Genomic DNA, 16,239 nt, shown 5'->3' with positions numbered 1-16,239 from the left:
CTAGCATTAATCTTTCAATCACCACCTTGACTTACTACCACAAGTCTTATTTTGTAAATATTTTTAGAAAATTGATGAAACACGTTGTCATCTTATGACAGTTTTCCCGTAACAAAGTTAAACAAACATGTCACATCACCTTATAACTATCATTTTATTATTTATCGTTAATTGCTTTAATACCTGGTAATTCTTTACCTTCTAGATATTCTAATGACGCACCGCCACCAGTTGAAATATGTGTAAAGTCATTTTCAAAACCTAAAGAAATTGCTGCTGCTGCTGAATCACCGCCACCGATGATTGTAATAGCGTCTTTGAGGTTAGCAATTGCTTTACATACGCCAATTGTACCTTGAGCGAAATTACTAAATTCAAATACACCCATTGGTCCATTCCATACAACTGTATGTGCACCTTCTAATTCATCAGCAAATAATTTAACTGTATTTGGTCCAATATCCATGCCTTCTTGATCCGCAGGAATTGAATCAGATGGTACTACAGTGATTTTTGCATCATTAGAAAATTCTTTAGCAACTTTAGTGTCTACTGGTAATACAATTTTATCGCCATGTTTTTCTAATAAATCTTTAGCGAAGTCGATTTTATCTTCTTCTAATAATGAAATACCAATTTCTTTACCTTGAGCTTTTAGGAAAGTATAAGCCATGCCGCCGCCAATAATAATTTTATCAGCGATGTTAACTAAGTTTTTGATGACATTAATTTTATCTGATACTTTCGCTCCACCTAAAATTGCAATAACAGGTTTTTGTGGATCGTTAACTACACCACCAATAAATTTAATTTCTTTATCCATTAAGAAACCAGCTGCAGTTTCTAGGTGTGTAGATATACCTACATTAGATGCATGCTCACGATGTGCAGTACCAAATGCATCATTTACAAAAATATCACCTAAAGAAGCCCAGTACTTACCTAGTTCTGGATCATTTTTAGATTCTTTTTTGCCATCTAAATCTTCATAACGTGTATTTTCAACTAGTAATACATCGCCTTCTTTAAGAGCTTTAATAGCTGATTCAAGTTTTTCACCACGAGTTTCAGGTACAAAAACAACTTCTTTATCTAATTTTTTAGATAAATCTTCAGCTACTGGACGTAAAGTTAATTTAGCTTTATCACTTTCTTCTTTCACTTTACCTAAATGTGAAAATAGAACAACTTTACCACCTTGTTCAATAATATATTGAATTGTAGGTAAAGCTTGAACAATACGGTTATCATTAGTAATTTCACCGTCTTTTAAAGGTACGTTAAAGTCGGCACGTACTAAGACTGTTTTGCCTTTAAGATCTAAATCAGAAACAATTTTTTTAGCCATGGTGTTTCCTCCTTGTAATTAGGAAATTTTATATAAAAATAAGCGGAGAAGCGTTTGTGCTCCCCGCTTACTCATAAGCTTTATTTAATGCCAAATAGTTCTGAGCACTAGCGTATTTGAATAAAAACTATACTAAAATTATTTAGAAAGTTCAGCTAAGTATGCTAATGTACGAACTAATTGTGCAGTATATGACATTTCGTTATCATACCAAGCTGCAACTTTAACTAATTGACGGTCGCCTACTGACATTACACGAGTTTGTGTAGCATCGAATAATGAACCGTAAGTCATACCAATTACGTCTGAAGAAACGATTTCGTCTTCAGTGTAACCGAATGATTCGTTAGAAGCATTTTTCATTGCTTCGTTAACTTGATCAACTGTTACGTCTTGTTTTTCTAATACTACTGTTAATTCAGTTAATGAACCTGTAGCTACAGGAACACGTTGTGCACCACCATCTAATTTACCATCAATTTCAGGAATTACTTTACCGATAGCTTTTGCAGCACCTGTTGAGTTAGGGATGATGTTTTCTGCTGCTGCACGAGCACGACGTTTGTCACCTTTTCTGTGAGGTGCGTCTTGTGTATTTTGATCACCTGTGTAAGCGTGAATTGTAGTCATTAAACCTTCAACTAAACCAAAGTCATCGTTTAAAACTTTAGCAACTGGTGCTAATGAGTTTGTAGTACATGAAGCACCTGAAACAACTGTTTCAGAACCATCTAACTCTTGGTGGTTAGTGTTGAATACGATTGTTTTTAAGTCACCAGTAGCTGGTGCTGAGATTAATACTTTTTTAGCTCCTGCTTCGATATGAGCTTGTGCTTTATCTTTATCAGTGTAGAAACCAGTACATTCTAATACTACATCGATGTTTAAGTCTTTCCAAGGTAATTTGCTTGCATCTGGTTCACTGAATGATTTAACTTCTTTACCATTTACGCGGAAACCACCATCAACTACCTCAACTTCACCTGTGAAACGACCTTGCATAGTGTCATATTTTAATAAATGCGCTAACATATCGTCATCTGTTAAGTCGTTTACTGCTACAACTTCAAGACCTTCTACTTCTTGAATTCTTCTGAATGCTAAACGACCAATTCTACCAAAACCATTAATTGCTACTTTTACTGCCATTATAATGGCCTCCTTTAAAATGATATTTAAAAAGTATTAAACTTTTTATCTCTTATTCAAGTATTATTTTTGCTGCTGCTTCATCAGTGATTAATACTGTATTCTTTGGGGCAATTGTTAAGTAAGCTTTAATTGCTTCGCCTTTCGATTTGCCTCCTGCAACTGCAAAAATAAAGTCTTTTGATTCAAGGTCTTCTAATTGAAGTCCAATCGTCTTAACTTTATGGACTATTTGACCTTGTGTATCAAAATAATAACCAAATGCCTCTCCGACAGCTTGATGATGTTGAAGTTGATCAATGACCTTTTCAGGTGATTGTCGTCGATGCGCCATCTTCAGCGCATCACCAATGCCGTGTATAATAACGTTTGCTTGTTTAATTTTGTCTAGCGTGTTTATGACTGATGGCTCTAATAGCAACGTGTTATATGTTGTTTCGCTGACATTGTCAGGTACATACATTGTCGTATAATAACCTCCAGCTTGTTGCGCCATACTAGCTGCAATGGTGTTTGCTTGAAAAACAACATTTTCACCTAATCCACCTCTAGCTGGAACAAAGAACACATTATATGGTAATAAATGTATTGCTTCGCTCACACATGCCATTGTAGATCCACCTGTTACTGCAACAATTGCATCTTCTTGTAATATGCTTTCAAGTAATTGTCCAGCTTGCCTTCCTAATTCTGTTTTAACAGCTTGGTTGTTATCAGCATCTCCCGGTACAACATGCACTTCTTTAATTTGAAATTTCTCTTTAATACCTTCAGATAAACGATTATCATCTGCATAAATATCAAAGTAACCTTTCAATTGTGAAATAAGCTGTTCCCCTTCTGCTGTAATTTCCATACCAGTGGGCTTTACTTTTATCAAATCTTGTTTCTTAAGCATATCAGTTTCAGATCGAAGCACACGCTCAGTCATATCCAAATGTTCACTTAAACTTCGACGTCCAACAGGCTGATGTTTTGAGATAGTAGTAAGAATAGAAAAACGTTTATACATTTTTTCTATAAGATCTGGTATAAGCTTTTGCTGTACTTGCAATAAGTCTTTCACTACTACCTCCTCCTTATAGTTTTAATGTAAATAAGGATCAATTACAACCAGTGGTTGCCTTTTTAAGTCCCACCTGGGACAAAAATTAACCTCTTTACACTTGCAATAGTACTATTCTATTTAGAAAATTGCAAGCATAAAACTTAAATTTTCTAAATAATTTGATAAAGCGCTTGCAATATAAAATTAAATATTGGGTAAACATTCACCTCAGTTTATCCACTGTAATGAAATGTATACCCTTAAATTGTTCTATTAATCATTAAATACCATGCTACTTATGTAACTATTGCGGTAGATTACATTTTATTGCATTATTATTGCTAATGATAACTACGCTCTTACTGCTTGGTTACTTGCCTCAATTAAAAATTAAAAAACCAATATTCAAGAAAACTAAATTTAATTAGTTGTCCATCATATTGGTTAATCACAAAGCTTTATTATAAAACTTATTGTTTGTCGTTAGCATTATTTTGTTTATTTGCTGATGATTGATTGTTTTGTTGTGTTGATGATTGTGGCTTGGATTGTTGGTTCGATTGATTGTTATTGGTTGGCTTTGTTGTTGGTTGCTGTGGCTGTGGCTTTGGTTGTGTTGGTTGCTTATTATCATCCGTCTTATTTTGGTTATCGTCTGTTTTATCTTGAGTTGATTTATCTTTATCATCATTTGAATCATCTTTTGATTCTTTATCGTCGTCTTTTTCTTTCTTAGCTGGGGTTTGTTTTGTTGGTGCTTGCTGTTGAGGCTGCACATTTTGATATTGATTTTGTTGAGGAACTTGCTGATATTGACTTGCTTGTGAATCTAATTCATTTTGTTCTCTTTCCTCTTGTTCTTTTTTCTTCTTCTCTTTTTCTTCATTTTCTTTTTGACGCTTTTCTTTTTGTTCTTGCTTTTGCTCATTTAACATACGTTCTTTTGCTTTATTTGAATGATCTACAAATGCAAAAATAGCAAATACTAGACCTCCAAGTAATAACAATACCGTTACGATACTCACTACCTTTGCTGTCGTGCTCATTTTCTTCTTATTGACATCTTCACTATTATTGTAGTCGTAATTTCGATTCGACATACTCTCCCTCACTTCAAACTATTTTAAATATAAAAATTATTACTCACTTTCTGCTATGTTTGCAATTAATTTGCCTATTTATTTTACTAATGTTTCAAATAATATAGACTTTTACCTTTCATCGTTACGTTATGCCGTAATCAAAAATATGCTTTTTTACTATTTTCATTTTTGTAAAATGTATTCACTTATACAAAGAAATAGTAGTCTTATATATCTTAACATTTAATAACTAAATGAAACATATTTAGCCTATTTTAAAAAATAAACATTTAATTATTCTTTAGCGGTTGCTAATACTATTCAGCGCTACCATAGTATTTTCAATACTTAAAACAAAGTTTTTAAATATTAAAATGTATTCACCTATTTGATATTGTTAAATTTTAATCCAATGAATTGCTTTAACTTAATGTATAATGGGAATATGTATTGTATAAAAAAATGACCCGCACGCTACTCGCACGGGTCCACTACTAAAGGGAGTCAAATTTTTACCTTCGTTTGTATCATGCAGCGTTTTACACATACTTTTAAGAGATGTTTATTCGTTATCGAAGGTACACCTTTATTATAACTTATATTATTTTTATTAAAATACAATTCAAAAAAAGTTATTGACATATTATTGTCTAAATAATGTATAACCTTTGAACAACAATAATAATTATTAAATAGTGACTTATTTTAAATAACATGGGGTGAAAGAAAATGAAGCAATACTTAATTACTGGCGGAACTGGTATGGTTGGTTCTCACTTAGTTGATGCAATTAAAAAATCAAATTCACATATTACAGTTCTTACGCGACACGATCAAATCTCAAATGACTCCAAAATATCATACGTAAACTGGAACAAACCTGGTTGGGAAAATAAAGTACCTCAAAATATTGATGTCGCTATAAATCTTGCAGGGGCAACTTTGAATAAACGATGGACGCCTGAATATAAACAAACTTTAATGTTAAGTCGAATTCAATCTACACAATCGCTATTCGAATTGTTTAAATCACGAAACAAAGGACCTAAGGTGTTATTTAATGCTAGTGCCACAGGTTACTATCCACCTGATTTATTTATAAGTTACACCGAAGTTTATAAAACATTACCTTTTGATTTCTTATCCGATATTGTGTATCAATGGGAACGTTTTGCAAAACAATTTGAACAATTAGGCACGCGCGTTGTTATAGGGCGTTTTGGCATTATATTATCAAATGACGGCGGTGCCCTTCAAACCATGAAATTACCTTATGAATATTACGTTGGCGGTAAATTAGGCAACGGTCGACAATGGTATTCTTGGATTCATATTGATGATTTAATTGATGCTATTTTATTTTTAATCAATAATGATTCTGCATTTGGACCTTTTAACTTAACTGCACCTATACCTGAAAGGCAGAATTTATTTGGCTATACATTGGCTAAAGCTATGCATAAACCTCATGAAACATGGGCGCCTACTCTTGCAATGCGTTTAATTCTCGGCCAGATGTCAACGGTTGTTTTAGATACTCAAAAAGTCCTACCAAATAAAATTCAAGCCTTAGGATTCCAATTTAAATATAATAATTTAAAAATGGCACTTGAAAATTTAATTAATGAATAGCTAGAAATATCAGTGATCATCAATCCTATTCACACTATAAAAAATAAAGTCTAGGAGATTATTTTAAATAACTTCCTAAACTTTTTAATTTCACTGTATCAGTAATTGATGTAACTTCGAAAGCACGTCTTTATGTTATTTTCATTAATGCGATAAAGGTCAATTGAACCATAAACACGTTCAACTGACCTTTTAATTTTAAATATATGACTGATATTTTGGTTCCCAAATTACTTCTTCAATTGCCTTTTCAATATCATTGATTGGTTCTGCATTTAACCCTTGATCAATGACACTCTGAGCAACAGCTTTCGCTATAGCATGGGAACATTGATGTATTTTTTCAACTGGAGGTAATACAGCAGCTCCAGATTCTTCTGGATTAACCATTCCTCCAAGAGCATGACTCGCTTCTGAAAGGATACGTTGATTTACTTTTGTCGCTTTAGAAGCAATAAGACCTAACCCCAAACCAGGATACATTAATGCATTATTAGCTTGACCAATACTATAATTTATCCCATTATATTCAATATCTTTATACGGAATTCCTGTTCCAATTAATGCTTTACCGTTTGACCATTTCAACAAATCTTGTGCCGTTGCTTCCGCTAGTTTTGTTGGATTAGATAAAGGGAAAATCATCGGACATTCCACGTATCTCAACATTGCTTTAACCACGTCTTCTGTAAACGCCCCTGCTTGTGTTGATGTACCGATTAATACTGTCGGTTCAATTTGTTCGACTACTTCGTGTAAATCTTTCCAATTTACTGAATTTGAAAAATCATCTCTTTTTTTAGCAAAATCTTTTTGTGCATCAGTTAAGTCATTCATATCATCAAATAATAAGCCTTGCTTATCCATAATATAGAAACGTTGATGTGCCTCCTCTTTTGAAGCACCTTGTTTAATCATTTCATTTTTTAAAATATTAGTAATACCCATACCAGCTGTGCCGCCACCATAAACTAAAAATTTCTGTTTCGTATAGTCTTCTTTAGTAATATTTAATGCACCTAATACACCAGCTAATACAACAATTCCTGTTCCTTGAATGTCATCATTAAATGTTGGTAACACATTCTCATATTTATCTAAAATATTTTTAGCATGACCTCTTCCAAAATCTTCCCAATGTAACAATGCATTGGGATATTCTTTGCGCACTGCACTTACAAATTTATCAACAAAACCATAATACGTTTCATCATCTACACGTTTATGACGATTACCTAAATAAAGTTCATCATTTAGTAATTGTTCATTATTTGTACCGACATCTAAAGAAACCGGCAAAACTTGAGATGGATTAATTCCTGCTGCGGCGGTATAGACCATTAATTTTCCAATTGCAATGTCTACGCCATCAACACCCCAATCTCCAATACCTAAAATACCTTCAGCATCTGTCACAACGATTAAACGAATATCTCTACCATTTGCCACGTTTTTTAATTCTTGTTCAACATTATTTGGCCGATCAACTGATAAAAATGCTGCATCTTGAGGTCTACTGAAATTTTCATTATATTGTTCAATTGATTGAGCTATAACAGGATCATAAATAATTGGCATAAATTCAACTAAATGCTCAGATGTTAGTTTATAAAACAATGTGCGGTTACGATTGAAAATTGCCATTAAAAACATTCGTTTCTCAAAATCAGTTTGTTTTGCTTTAAATTGTTCATAACATTGTACAGTTTGTTCTTCTATTGTGCGTACATTAGCCGGAAGCAAACCTTCTAAACCTAGTTGTTTTCTTTCTTCATTAGTAAAAGCGGTACCTTTGTTTAAAAATGGATTATTTAATAATTCAATGCCTTTCATGGAATCATCCTTTATACTTTATTTTAGATTGTGAAAATATGTGCTTATCTTTATTAACATATACTTATATGTTTTACCCACGTATTATCAATATCAGACAATAGATTAAGCTCAATCAATTAAGATTTAATAATGATAAATAAAAAAGTAGGCTATTCAGCCTACTTCTCTTAATTAATTATTTTGTTTCTGGTACCATAACTTCATCAATTAAGCCATATTCTTTAGCTTCTTCTGCAGTTAAGAAGTTGTCACGATCAGTGTCTTTTTGAATTTTTTCAATACTTTGACCAGTACGTTCTGATAAAATACGGTTTAATTTTTCACGTGTTTTCAAAATATGGTTTGCAGCAATTTCGATTTCAGTTGCTTGCCCTTGCGCACCACCTAATGGTTGGTGAATCATTACTTCAGCATTTGGTAATGCAAAACGTTTACCTTTTGCACCTGCTGCCAATAAGAATGAACCCATAGATGCAGCCATACCAATACAAATTGTTTGTACATCTGGTTTAATGTGTTGGATTGTATCATAAATTGCAAAACCAGCTGTTACACTTCCACCCGGTGAATTAATGTATAAATAAATATCTTTCTCTGAATCCTGTGCTTGTAAAAATAATAACTGTGATACGATTGAATTTGCTACGTTGTCATCAATTTGTGAACCTAACATAATGATACGGTCTTTTAATAAACGTGAGTAAATATCATATGCACGTTCACCGCGATTTGTTGTTTCAATAACTGTAGGAATTAAATTCATCTATATTTCCTCCTTGTAATAACTGTTACTCATTATTTTACATATTAAGTCAAATTTGGTCAAACACTTTGATTTTAAATTAGCACATTGTTTGACGCTTTTATCTTTCCTTTGTAAACTGATATTATCTATTTTAGATTGTACTTATTTTACTTCTTATAGTACAGAAATATGATTAACTAAATTACTCCTTGTGGTGTAATGGATAACACGTAAGATTCCGGTTCTTAAGATAGGGGTTCGATTCCCTTCAAGGAGGCTTTTAACATAAAATTTCTTGCTATTCAAAAGGCAAAACCATATAATATCGAGCTTTTCAGCTACATCGTTATCAATAACACCGTAAGCAGTATCTTGATACATGTCTTATGATTGGCTTGAACCACCATATAAAGTAACTTCATGACCTTCATGTCTTAAATACTTAGCGATATTTGGTGTTATATATTTACGGATATAATCACATTCGTTTGTTTCATTACCGACTGCACCAGAATCATTGTAACTATGATTAGATACAAGCATAATTTTTTAGGTTTAATTACTGATTGATTTTTTGTCATCAACATTGGTCAACACCTACCCTAAATCATTTGTGTCGTTCATATTTGTAGGTGTCATTACTTCTTTAATAGGTACTTGCCCCGTTGCTTTTCTATATTTGTTCTCAGCTTTATATTTCTTTAGCTTTTGATTTGCCCATTTTCCTTCTTGAGATATTGAATTGTTTTTGTAATTAGTACAGAAAGCAACAACTATAAATCTTATTGATGATATTGTTTCGTCGTCAACTGGAATAGGACTAATACCTTTGTTCGCTAAAAACTGATTTCCTAATGCTAAAATTAATACAAAATATCTTGATATTACTTTTGTATCAATTTGTTTGCTCCTTTTATCCAAAATAAAAAGACGACTAATAAGCCGTCTATTTGATATTTATATTATGGTGTGTTAATTTATATATAGAAAAAGGGCAACATGCGCAAACACGTTACCCTAATGAACCCGTTAAAAAGACGGTGGCTATTTTAGATTAAAGATTAAATTAATAACCATTTAACCATCGAAACCAGCCAAAGTTAGCGATGGTTATTTTTTATTGCTTAATTCAATAAGCTTGATTACTAGACCTATCAATGCAATAAGGAATAAACCAAACTGCAACATGGTACTAATTGTAATCATTAGGCGTCTCCTTTCTAAAGATTTCAGTAATGCCACCATAGGCACCACCTCCTTATACTCAGATAGCCACCATCTATCCAATTTGCTCACTTTTGTATATTACCACTATTACAACAATAATAAAAAGCCAGTGCCGAAGCACTGACTAAAAAAATTACTTACATTTATGACCATACAAATAGCACGACAACCATCTTGCCCAACTCATTATATCTACCTCACTTCAAGGAGGCTTTTAATAAAATACAATACTTTTCAACACAAAGAATCCTGCATTGTCGGGATTCTTTTTTTAGGTAGATTTTGTTTTTGCGGCTCACACAGAGACTTTTTAGGGACTCAACATAGGCATGAAAAATAATGTGCCATTTGATTATTTAATTTCCTCCATGTCCATTAAACGCTTAAAAACAAACTATCAAAAATTCCTAACTTACTTATAATTCTATTTGATCGCCGTTTCTAATTTTATCAGCTAAATCGTTTAATTTTCTTAATCGATGATTCACGCCTGACTTTGAAATCGGCCCAGTAGATACCATTTCTCCAAGTTCTTTCAATGATATCTCTTGATGTTCGACTCTAAGTCTAGCAATCTCTCTAAGTCTGTCTGGCAAATTTTCAATACCAATTTCTTTATCAATTAATTTAATACTTTCAACTTGTTTCATAGCCGCGCTAACAGTTTTATTTAAATTTGCTGTTTCACAATTAACAAGTCGATTAACAGAATTACGCATATCTCTAACGATACGCACATCTTCAAATTTTAGTAATGCTTGATAGCCTCCAATTAAACTTAGAAAGTCCGAAATTTTTTCAGCTTCTTTTAAATACGTTATACTACCCTTTTTTCGTTCTAAATGTTTTGCATTTAGTTCATAACTATTCATTAGTTTCGTTAAGCCTTCAGCGTGACTTTCATTTTGAGAATAAATTTCCAAATGATATGATGAAGTTTCAGGGTTATTAACTGATCCCCCCGCTAAAAAAGCCCCACGCAAATAACTACGTTTCATTTCATCATCTTGTATTATTGATTGATCAATTTCATGCGTAAAAACGCCATTCTTTAAAATACCTAACTCATCAAGAATTTCTTTCGCTTTCATTTTTGTACGACAAATATAAATGTTATTCTTTTTAAGTTTCATCTTTTTACGAACTAAAATTTCTACTTCAACATTGAAGACTCGTTTGATTAAAGAATAAATTCGTCTTGCTGTAGTAGCATTTTCAGTTTGTACATTGATGACAAATTGTTGATTCGAAAGACTAAGCGCACCATTCATTCGAATTAATGCACTGAGCTCTGCTTTTGCATTCATTTCATCGACGTCAATTCTCGTTAATTCATTTTTCATTTCTGATGCAAAGCTCATCGTACAGTCATTCCTTTCTAATTTATAACATGATTCTTATACAAACCATCGTCATTGTTCATTTATTAAACACAGCCCTATTATCATATCATAATATGCACTCGCTCAATATTTTTTACGCTTATCACGTGGCACGAAAGGAATAGTACTTATTAATTCTAAAGCGATATCATAAATCATTGTCGATAAAACTTTAGTATTATGCCTTACTAAATGATCATCTGAAATTTCAACTAAGTTTGAGGAAGTTTTCACATTAATGTTTTGATTTTCAAGTTCTAATTTATCTACTACTACTGGTTTAGAATGTTTTTCATCATATTTTTTCAATACTTGTTTATTAAATGTTTGCGTGCTACATATGACATAATCAATAAAGGGTTGTCCCGCTTGTCTATGAATGGCATCGATGTGATCTTTGACACTATATCCATCAGTTTCTCCAGGTTGCGTCATAACATTTGAAACATATAATTTAGGTGCATCAGAATGAATTAACGCATCCGAAATACCATTGACACACAGGTTAGAAATAACACTGGTATATAATGAACCTGGTCCTAGAACGATTAAATCTGCTTCTCTTAAAGCATCGATTGCTTCTTCCATAGGTTTCACGTCACTAGGTTCTAAAAATACACGTTCTATTTTTTTATGTTTTTTTGGAATATTCTTTTCACCATATACAATTTCGCCGTCCTCCATGACAGCATTTAATTGTACACTGGTATTAGTTGAAGGTATAACTCTACCTTTTATATTCAAAATTTTACTTAGCGCTTTAATTGCATGACCAAAATCATTCGTAATATTTGTCATACCAGCAATTAAAAGATTACCTAATGAATGCCCGCTAATTTGATTTTCTTCAAAACGATACTGGAAAAGTTGGCTTAGTACGGACTCAGAATCACTTAAAGCTGCGATTACATTTCTGATGTCTCCTGGTGCTGGTATATCCATTTCGTCCCTAATTTTACCTGTACTTCCGCCATTATCAGCAACCGTTACAATTGCTGTAATATCAATTGAGAATTCTCTCAATCCTCTAGCCATGACCGATAAGCCAGTGCCACCACCTATAAGTACAACTTTGATTTGTCTCATTTTTTCTCGCCACTTTCAATATGTGCGTCTCTATGATGCACATAAACATTATATTCGAATACTTCATTTAAATAATTACCAAGTCGTTCAGCTAATGCTACTGAACGATGCTGCCCACCCGTACAACCAATAGCAATTACTAGCTGAGATTTTCCTTCTTTTTTATACCCAGGTATCATAAAATCTAACAAATCAGTTAATTTTTCAAAGAAAATTTCCGTTTCTTTCCATTTCATTACATAATTATATACGTCTTCATCTAATCCTGTTAATGGTCTTAAATCAACAACATAATAAGGATTTGGTAAAAATCTAACATCAAACACTAAATCTGCATCCATTTGTATTCCATGTTTAAAGCCAAAACTCGTAACATTAATCGTAAATGTTTCAAATTCTTCATCTTCATAATATCGACGAATACGTTCTTTTAATTCTTTAGGAGATAATTTTGTTGTATCTATAACAAAGTTAGCAATACTTCTAATTTGTGATAAATGCTCCCGTTCGTCATTTATAGCATCGATTAATGATCGTTTACCTTGTTCCATCAATGGATGTGCACGACGTGTTTCTTTATATCTAGAAATTAATTTTTCAGTATTCGCTTCTAAAAACATGACATCAACAATAACGTCACTTTCACTTTTGATTTTATCCACTACTGCAACAAGTGAATTGAATAGTTCCTTACCTCTTAAGTCAATTGCAATGGCAACTTTTCTTAATGAAGGATTGCCCTGTTCCATCAATTCTACAAATTTAGGTAATAACACTGGTGGTAAATTATCTACACAAAAATACCCCATATCCTCTAAACTTTGTATGACTAATGATTTACCTGCTCCAGATAGACCTGTTACTACTAATAATTCACTTTTACTCTTTTCTTTTTCATTGTTATCCATAATTATTCACCGCCAACATGTATTTCTTGATGTTAATTTTAATTGTCTATGAGAAATTTAAACAAAGATATGTTTTTATTTTAACTATACATAGATTAATTAAAAAAAATATACACCATCTACCAGTTGTGGACTGTTAATCTTTTCCACATGTTAAGTTATAACTTTAATATAACATAGAAAAAAACTAGAACTCATTGAAACGCATATTTAATACGTACAAAGTTCTAGTTTTCGATGTTGTTTAATTTATTTTATATAACGCAACAAAATCTATCCACCGTCACTGTTATATAAAATACTTGTGTAACTAAAACACAATATCACTTTTCATATAAATTAAACACTTAAGCTTGATCATTTAAATGTTCAATATATTCAGCTGCACTTTGCGCTGCAATACTTCCGTCACCAGTTGCAGTAACAATTTGACGTAAACCTTTGTCACGAACATCTCCAGCTGCAAATATACCTGGAACAGATGTTGTCATATCGTCATTTGTAACAATATAACCTACATCGTTTGTAATACCTAAGTCTTTGAATGGAGTTGTTAATGGTTTCATACCAATATAAATGAATACACCATCTGCGTCATGCGTTTCTTCTGAGCCATCTTTAGTAGATACTAAAGTAACTGATCCCACTTTACCATCTTTTTCATTAATTGATTTAAGAGTATGACTCCAAATAAAATCTATTTTATCATTTTTGAAAGCTCTATCTTGTAAAATACGTTGTGCACGTAACTCATCACGACGGTGTACAATTGTAACTTTATCAGCAAATTTAGTAAGGAATGTACCTTCCTCAACTGCTGAGTCACCACCACCAATAACGAATAAGCGTTTGTTTTTAAAGAATGCACCATCACAAACTGCACAATAACTTACACCGCGTCCCCCAAGTTCTTGTTCACCTGGTACGCCGATTTTTTTGTATTCTGCACCTGTAGCAATAATTACTGCTTTAGCAGTTAATTCTTTATTACCAAAATTAATGACTTTGTAGTCACCTTTATCTTCTACAGATTTAATGTCGCCATATTGATAAACAGCACCAAACTTTTTAGCATGTTCAAACATTTTTGTAGATAAATCTGGACCTGTAATCATTTCAAATCCAGGGAAGTTTTCCACTTCTTCTGTATTGGCCATTTGACCACCTGGAATACCTCTTTCAATCATAACTGTTTTTAAGTTTGCACGTGATGCGTACACTGCTGCTGTCATACCAGCTGGACCTGCACCGATAATTGCAATGTCAAAATCTACTTCAGTCATTTTAACAACGCCTCCTCATTATTAATCATTATGCGCATTATATAATAAATCTAACTTTTCATAAATCTATATGCTCAAGAGAAATTCTATCATTTTATTCAGTTTATATTGTGTTATATCTAGCCATGTTGTGATTTGTTTTTTGGTTATATTTTGCGAATCATTTTTAAAATATAAATATACAAACGCACCAATATATGGCTCAACGTCAGTTAAATCTACTTTTTCAGCAATAATCAGCTCAGCTTGATTAATCCATGCAACCATCAAATCATTATTATTTGTAAATAACTCATTGTGATAAAGTAAGGTTAAACCACGATGTATAAAATCTAATTTATTTAATGTTAACCCTTGAACTAAATACGTCAAATATAACTTTTCATAGTTATTGAGATTTTCCAATACCTGCCAAATACTTTCAGTCATGACAATTTCTCGACCATTTAATTGATTTAATAAGAAAATTCCGTACAATCGATAATGACTGTCATCACTTACTAGCATTGGCAAAATTTTACGTTCAAATATTTCTTTACTTTTTTCAATTACCCAAGGTGCATGTCCAACTTCCACTTTAGAGACTTGCGTCAATCTTTCCCAAAAATAATGACTCTCGTCTTGATCACCTAAATAATAATAATTGTATGCTAACGCGTTAAACATTTGTATGGATAAAAATTTGCCCTTTTTAAATAACGGATACAGCAACTGTTGCGATGCACGATATTGCTTTAAATAACTTAATACAATTCCTAATTTAAAACTTTCATCATCATTCATCGGAGCAACTTTGTTTAATATCTTTAGGTATTTTTGGTATTGTTCATTTTCTTTAGTATTATAAAGCAACAAAGTGTAATGACATAAAGCATAAATATCAGTACTATCTTCATTTAAAAGTGCTTCATATAGTGCTTTTGCTGTGTCATATTCACCAAGATATAAATAACACATCGCCAATAAATTACGAACGACACGATGGTCTTGAACTTGTTGTGGTTGATGTAGAACATATTTTTTTGCATCCTTCAAGCGGCCTTGCGAAAAAAGGTATTGGAACAATATTTGTACTGCAAATAATTGGGCTTCAAGCTCAATTTGCTCCTCATTTTCATATTTCACATCAAACATTTGCTCTAATTCGTCTCTGTATTCCTGATCATCGCTAACAAATATATAATTAATACCAAACAAGAAAGCCTTGTTTGGTTCATTAAGTTCAATGTTAAGCTGACTCAATTCATAATAGCTATCTTCTATGTGTCTATTATAAATAATATTGTCGTAAAATAAATGTTCTGCTTTTTTAGCAACACCAAGCTGCACAAGACTCTGTGCATAATCAATTTGAATTTCCAGATCATCAGGTGACAATTCTAACACTTTTTCAAAATATTCTGCAGCTCGTTTATATTCTCTTTGTTTAAATTTTTGACTAGCCATTTTTCGATAAAAAGCATCATCAAAAGTCATCGGAATTACTTTATTGTTCCTTTGCGCCATGCAATTG

Annotated in this window: 15 protein-coding genes and 1 pseudogene; 2 read left to right on the top strand and 14 right to left on the bottom strand. The window is 32.4% G+C overall.

Annotation, left to right across the window (positions count from 1 at the left end; genetic code table 11):
* Positions 1-157 precede the first annotated feature (157 nt).
* The 4 genes from CD116_RS04040 to CD116_RS04025 all read right to left on the bottom strand — a co-directional run bounded on the left by CD116_RS04040 (position 158) and on the right by CD116_RS04025 (position 4,645).
* The gene (locus CD116_RS04040) at positions 158-1,348 is read right to left on the bottom strand and encodes a phosphoglycerate kinase (protein ID WP_047427122.1); all 1,191 of its coding nucleotides are present in this window, start codon (positions 1,346-1,348) and stop codon (positions 158-160) included.
* Positions 1,349-1,486: 138 nt separating this feature from the next.
* Positions 1,487-2,497 (bottom strand): type I glyceraldehyde-3-phosphate dehydrogenase, encoded by a 1,011-nt coding sequence (gap, locus tag CD116_RS04035; protein ID WP_047530991.1) that lies wholly within the window; start codon positions 2,495-2,497, stop codon positions 1,487-1,489.
* A gap of 52 nt (positions 2,498-2,549) precedes the next feature.
* On the bottom strand, positions 2,550-3,563 hold the full coding sequence (locus CD116_RS04030) for a sugar-binding domain-containing protein (RefSeq protein WP_047551157.1): 1,014 nt from the start codon (positions 3,561-3,563) through the stop codon (positions 2,550-2,552).
* A 452-nt stretch (positions 3,564-4,015) separates the two neighbouring features.
* Positions 4,016-4,645: a DUF4887 domain-containing protein gene (locus CD116_RS04025; protein ID WP_047551154.1), complete on the bottom strand. Its 630-nt coding sequence runs from the start codon at positions 4,643-4,645 to the stop codon at positions 4,016-4,018.
* 711 nt (positions 4,646-5,356) lie between these two features.
* Here CD116_RS04025 and CD116_RS04020 point away from each other — a divergent pair.
* Positions 5,357-6,259, top strand: a complete 903-nt coding sequence (locus CD116_RS04020) for a TIGR01777 family oxidoreductase (protein WP_047551151.1) — start codon at positions 5,357-5,359, stop codon at positions 6,257-6,259.
* 198 nt (positions 6,260-6,457) lie between these two features.
* Here the strand turns inward: CD116_RS04020 and CD116_RS04015 are convergent, their stop codons facing one another.
* The 4 genes and pseudogenes from CD116_RS04015 to CD116_RS03995 form a co-directional block, all read right to left on the bottom strand.
* On the bottom strand, positions 6,458-8,092 hold the full coding sequence (locus CD116_RS04015; protein ID WP_047551149.1) for a malolactic enzyme: 1,635 nt from the start codon (positions 8,090-8,092) through the stop codon (positions 6,458-6,460).
* A gap of 178 nt (positions 8,093-8,270) precedes the next feature.
* The gene (clpP, locus tag CD116_RS04010; protein ID WP_001049165.1) at positions 8,271-8,858 is read right to left on the bottom strand and encodes an ATP-dependent Clp endopeptidase proteolytic subunit ClpP; all 588 of its coding nucleotides are present in this window, start codon (positions 8,856-8,858) and stop codon (positions 8,271-8,273) included.
* Between the two features lie 369 nt (positions 8,859-9,227).
* Positions 9,228-9,415 (bottom strand): annotated as a pseudogene (locus CD116_RS04000) (N-acetylmuramoyl-L-alanine amidase); the annotation flags it as partial.
* A 22-nt stretch (positions 9,416-9,437) separates the two neighbouring features.
* Positions 9,438-9,740, bottom strand: a complete 303-nt coding sequence (locus CD116_RS03995) for a phage holin (RefSeq protein ID WP_047530997.1) — start codon at positions 9,738-9,740, stop codon at positions 9,438-9,440.
* A 50-nt stretch (positions 9,741-9,790) separates the two neighbouring features.
* Here CD116_RS03995 and CD116_RS03990 point away from each other — a divergent pair, with 50 nt between their 5' ends.
* Positions 9,791-9,898: a hypothetical protein gene (locus tag CD116_RS03990; RefSeq protein WP_047551145.1), complete on the top strand. Its 108-nt coding sequence runs from the start codon at positions 9,791-9,793 to the stop codon at positions 9,896-9,898.
* Between the two features lie 52 nt (positions 9,899-9,950).
* Here the strand turns inward: CD116_RS03990 and pepG1 are convergent, their stop codons facing one another.
* The 6 genes from pepG1 to CD116_RS03960 all read right to left on the bottom strand — a co-directional run bounded on the left by pepG1 (position 9,951) and on the right by CD116_RS03960 (position 16,232).
* Positions 9,951-10,085 carry a type I toxin-antitoxin system toxin PepG1 gene (gene pepG1, locus CD116_RS03985; protein ID WP_000226108.1) on the bottom strand — a complete coding sequence of 45 codons (135 nt, stop codon included), beginning with the start codon at positions 10,083-10,085 and terminating at the stop codon, positions 9,951-9,953.
* 398 nt (positions 10,086-10,483) lie between these two features.
* Positions 10,484-11,428, bottom strand: coding sequence for a DNA-binding protein WhiA (gene whiA, locus CD116_RS03980; RefSeq protein WP_047427100.1), 945 nt, complete (start codon positions 11,426-11,428; stop codon positions 10,484-10,486).
* 105 nt (positions 11,429-11,533) lie between these two features.
* The gene (locus tag CD116_RS03975) at positions 11,534-12,535 is read right to left on the bottom strand and encodes a YvcK family protein (protein WP_047551142.1); all 1,002 of its coding nucleotides are present in this window, start codon (positions 12,533-12,535) and stop codon (positions 11,534-11,536) included.
* On the bottom strand, positions 12,532-13,443 hold the full coding sequence (rapZ, locus tag CD116_RS03970) for an RNase adapter RapZ (protein ID WP_031787679.1): 912 nt from the start codon (positions 13,441-13,443) through the stop codon (positions 12,532-12,534). The genes CD116_RS03975 and rapZ overlap by 4 nt, the downstream gene beginning before the upstream one ends.
* A 347-nt stretch (positions 13,444-13,790) precedes the next feature.
* A complete protein-coding gene (trxB, locus tag CD116_RS03965) occupies positions 13,791-14,726 on the bottom strand; it encodes a thioredoxin-disulfide reductase (RefSeq protein WP_047427095.1) in 936 nt (311 codons plus the stop codon).
* A 66-nt stretch (positions 14,727-14,792) separates the two neighbouring features.
* A complete protein-coding gene (locus CD116_RS03960) occupies positions 14,793-16,232 on the bottom strand; it encodes a tetratricopeptide repeat protein (RefSeq protein ID WP_047551139.1) in 1,440 nt (479 codons plus the stop codon).
* Between the last annotated feature and the right edge of the window lie 7 nt (positions 16,233-16,239).

The organism is Staphylococcus schweitzeri, from assembly GCF_002902405.1.
Classification (GTDB): domain Bacteria; phylum Bacillota; class Bacilli; order Staphylococcales; family Staphylococcaceae; genus Staphylococcus; species Staphylococcus schweitzeri.
The sequence above is the reverse complement of the archived record's forward strand: the minus strand, read 5'-3'. Positions and strand labels throughout refer to the sequence as shown.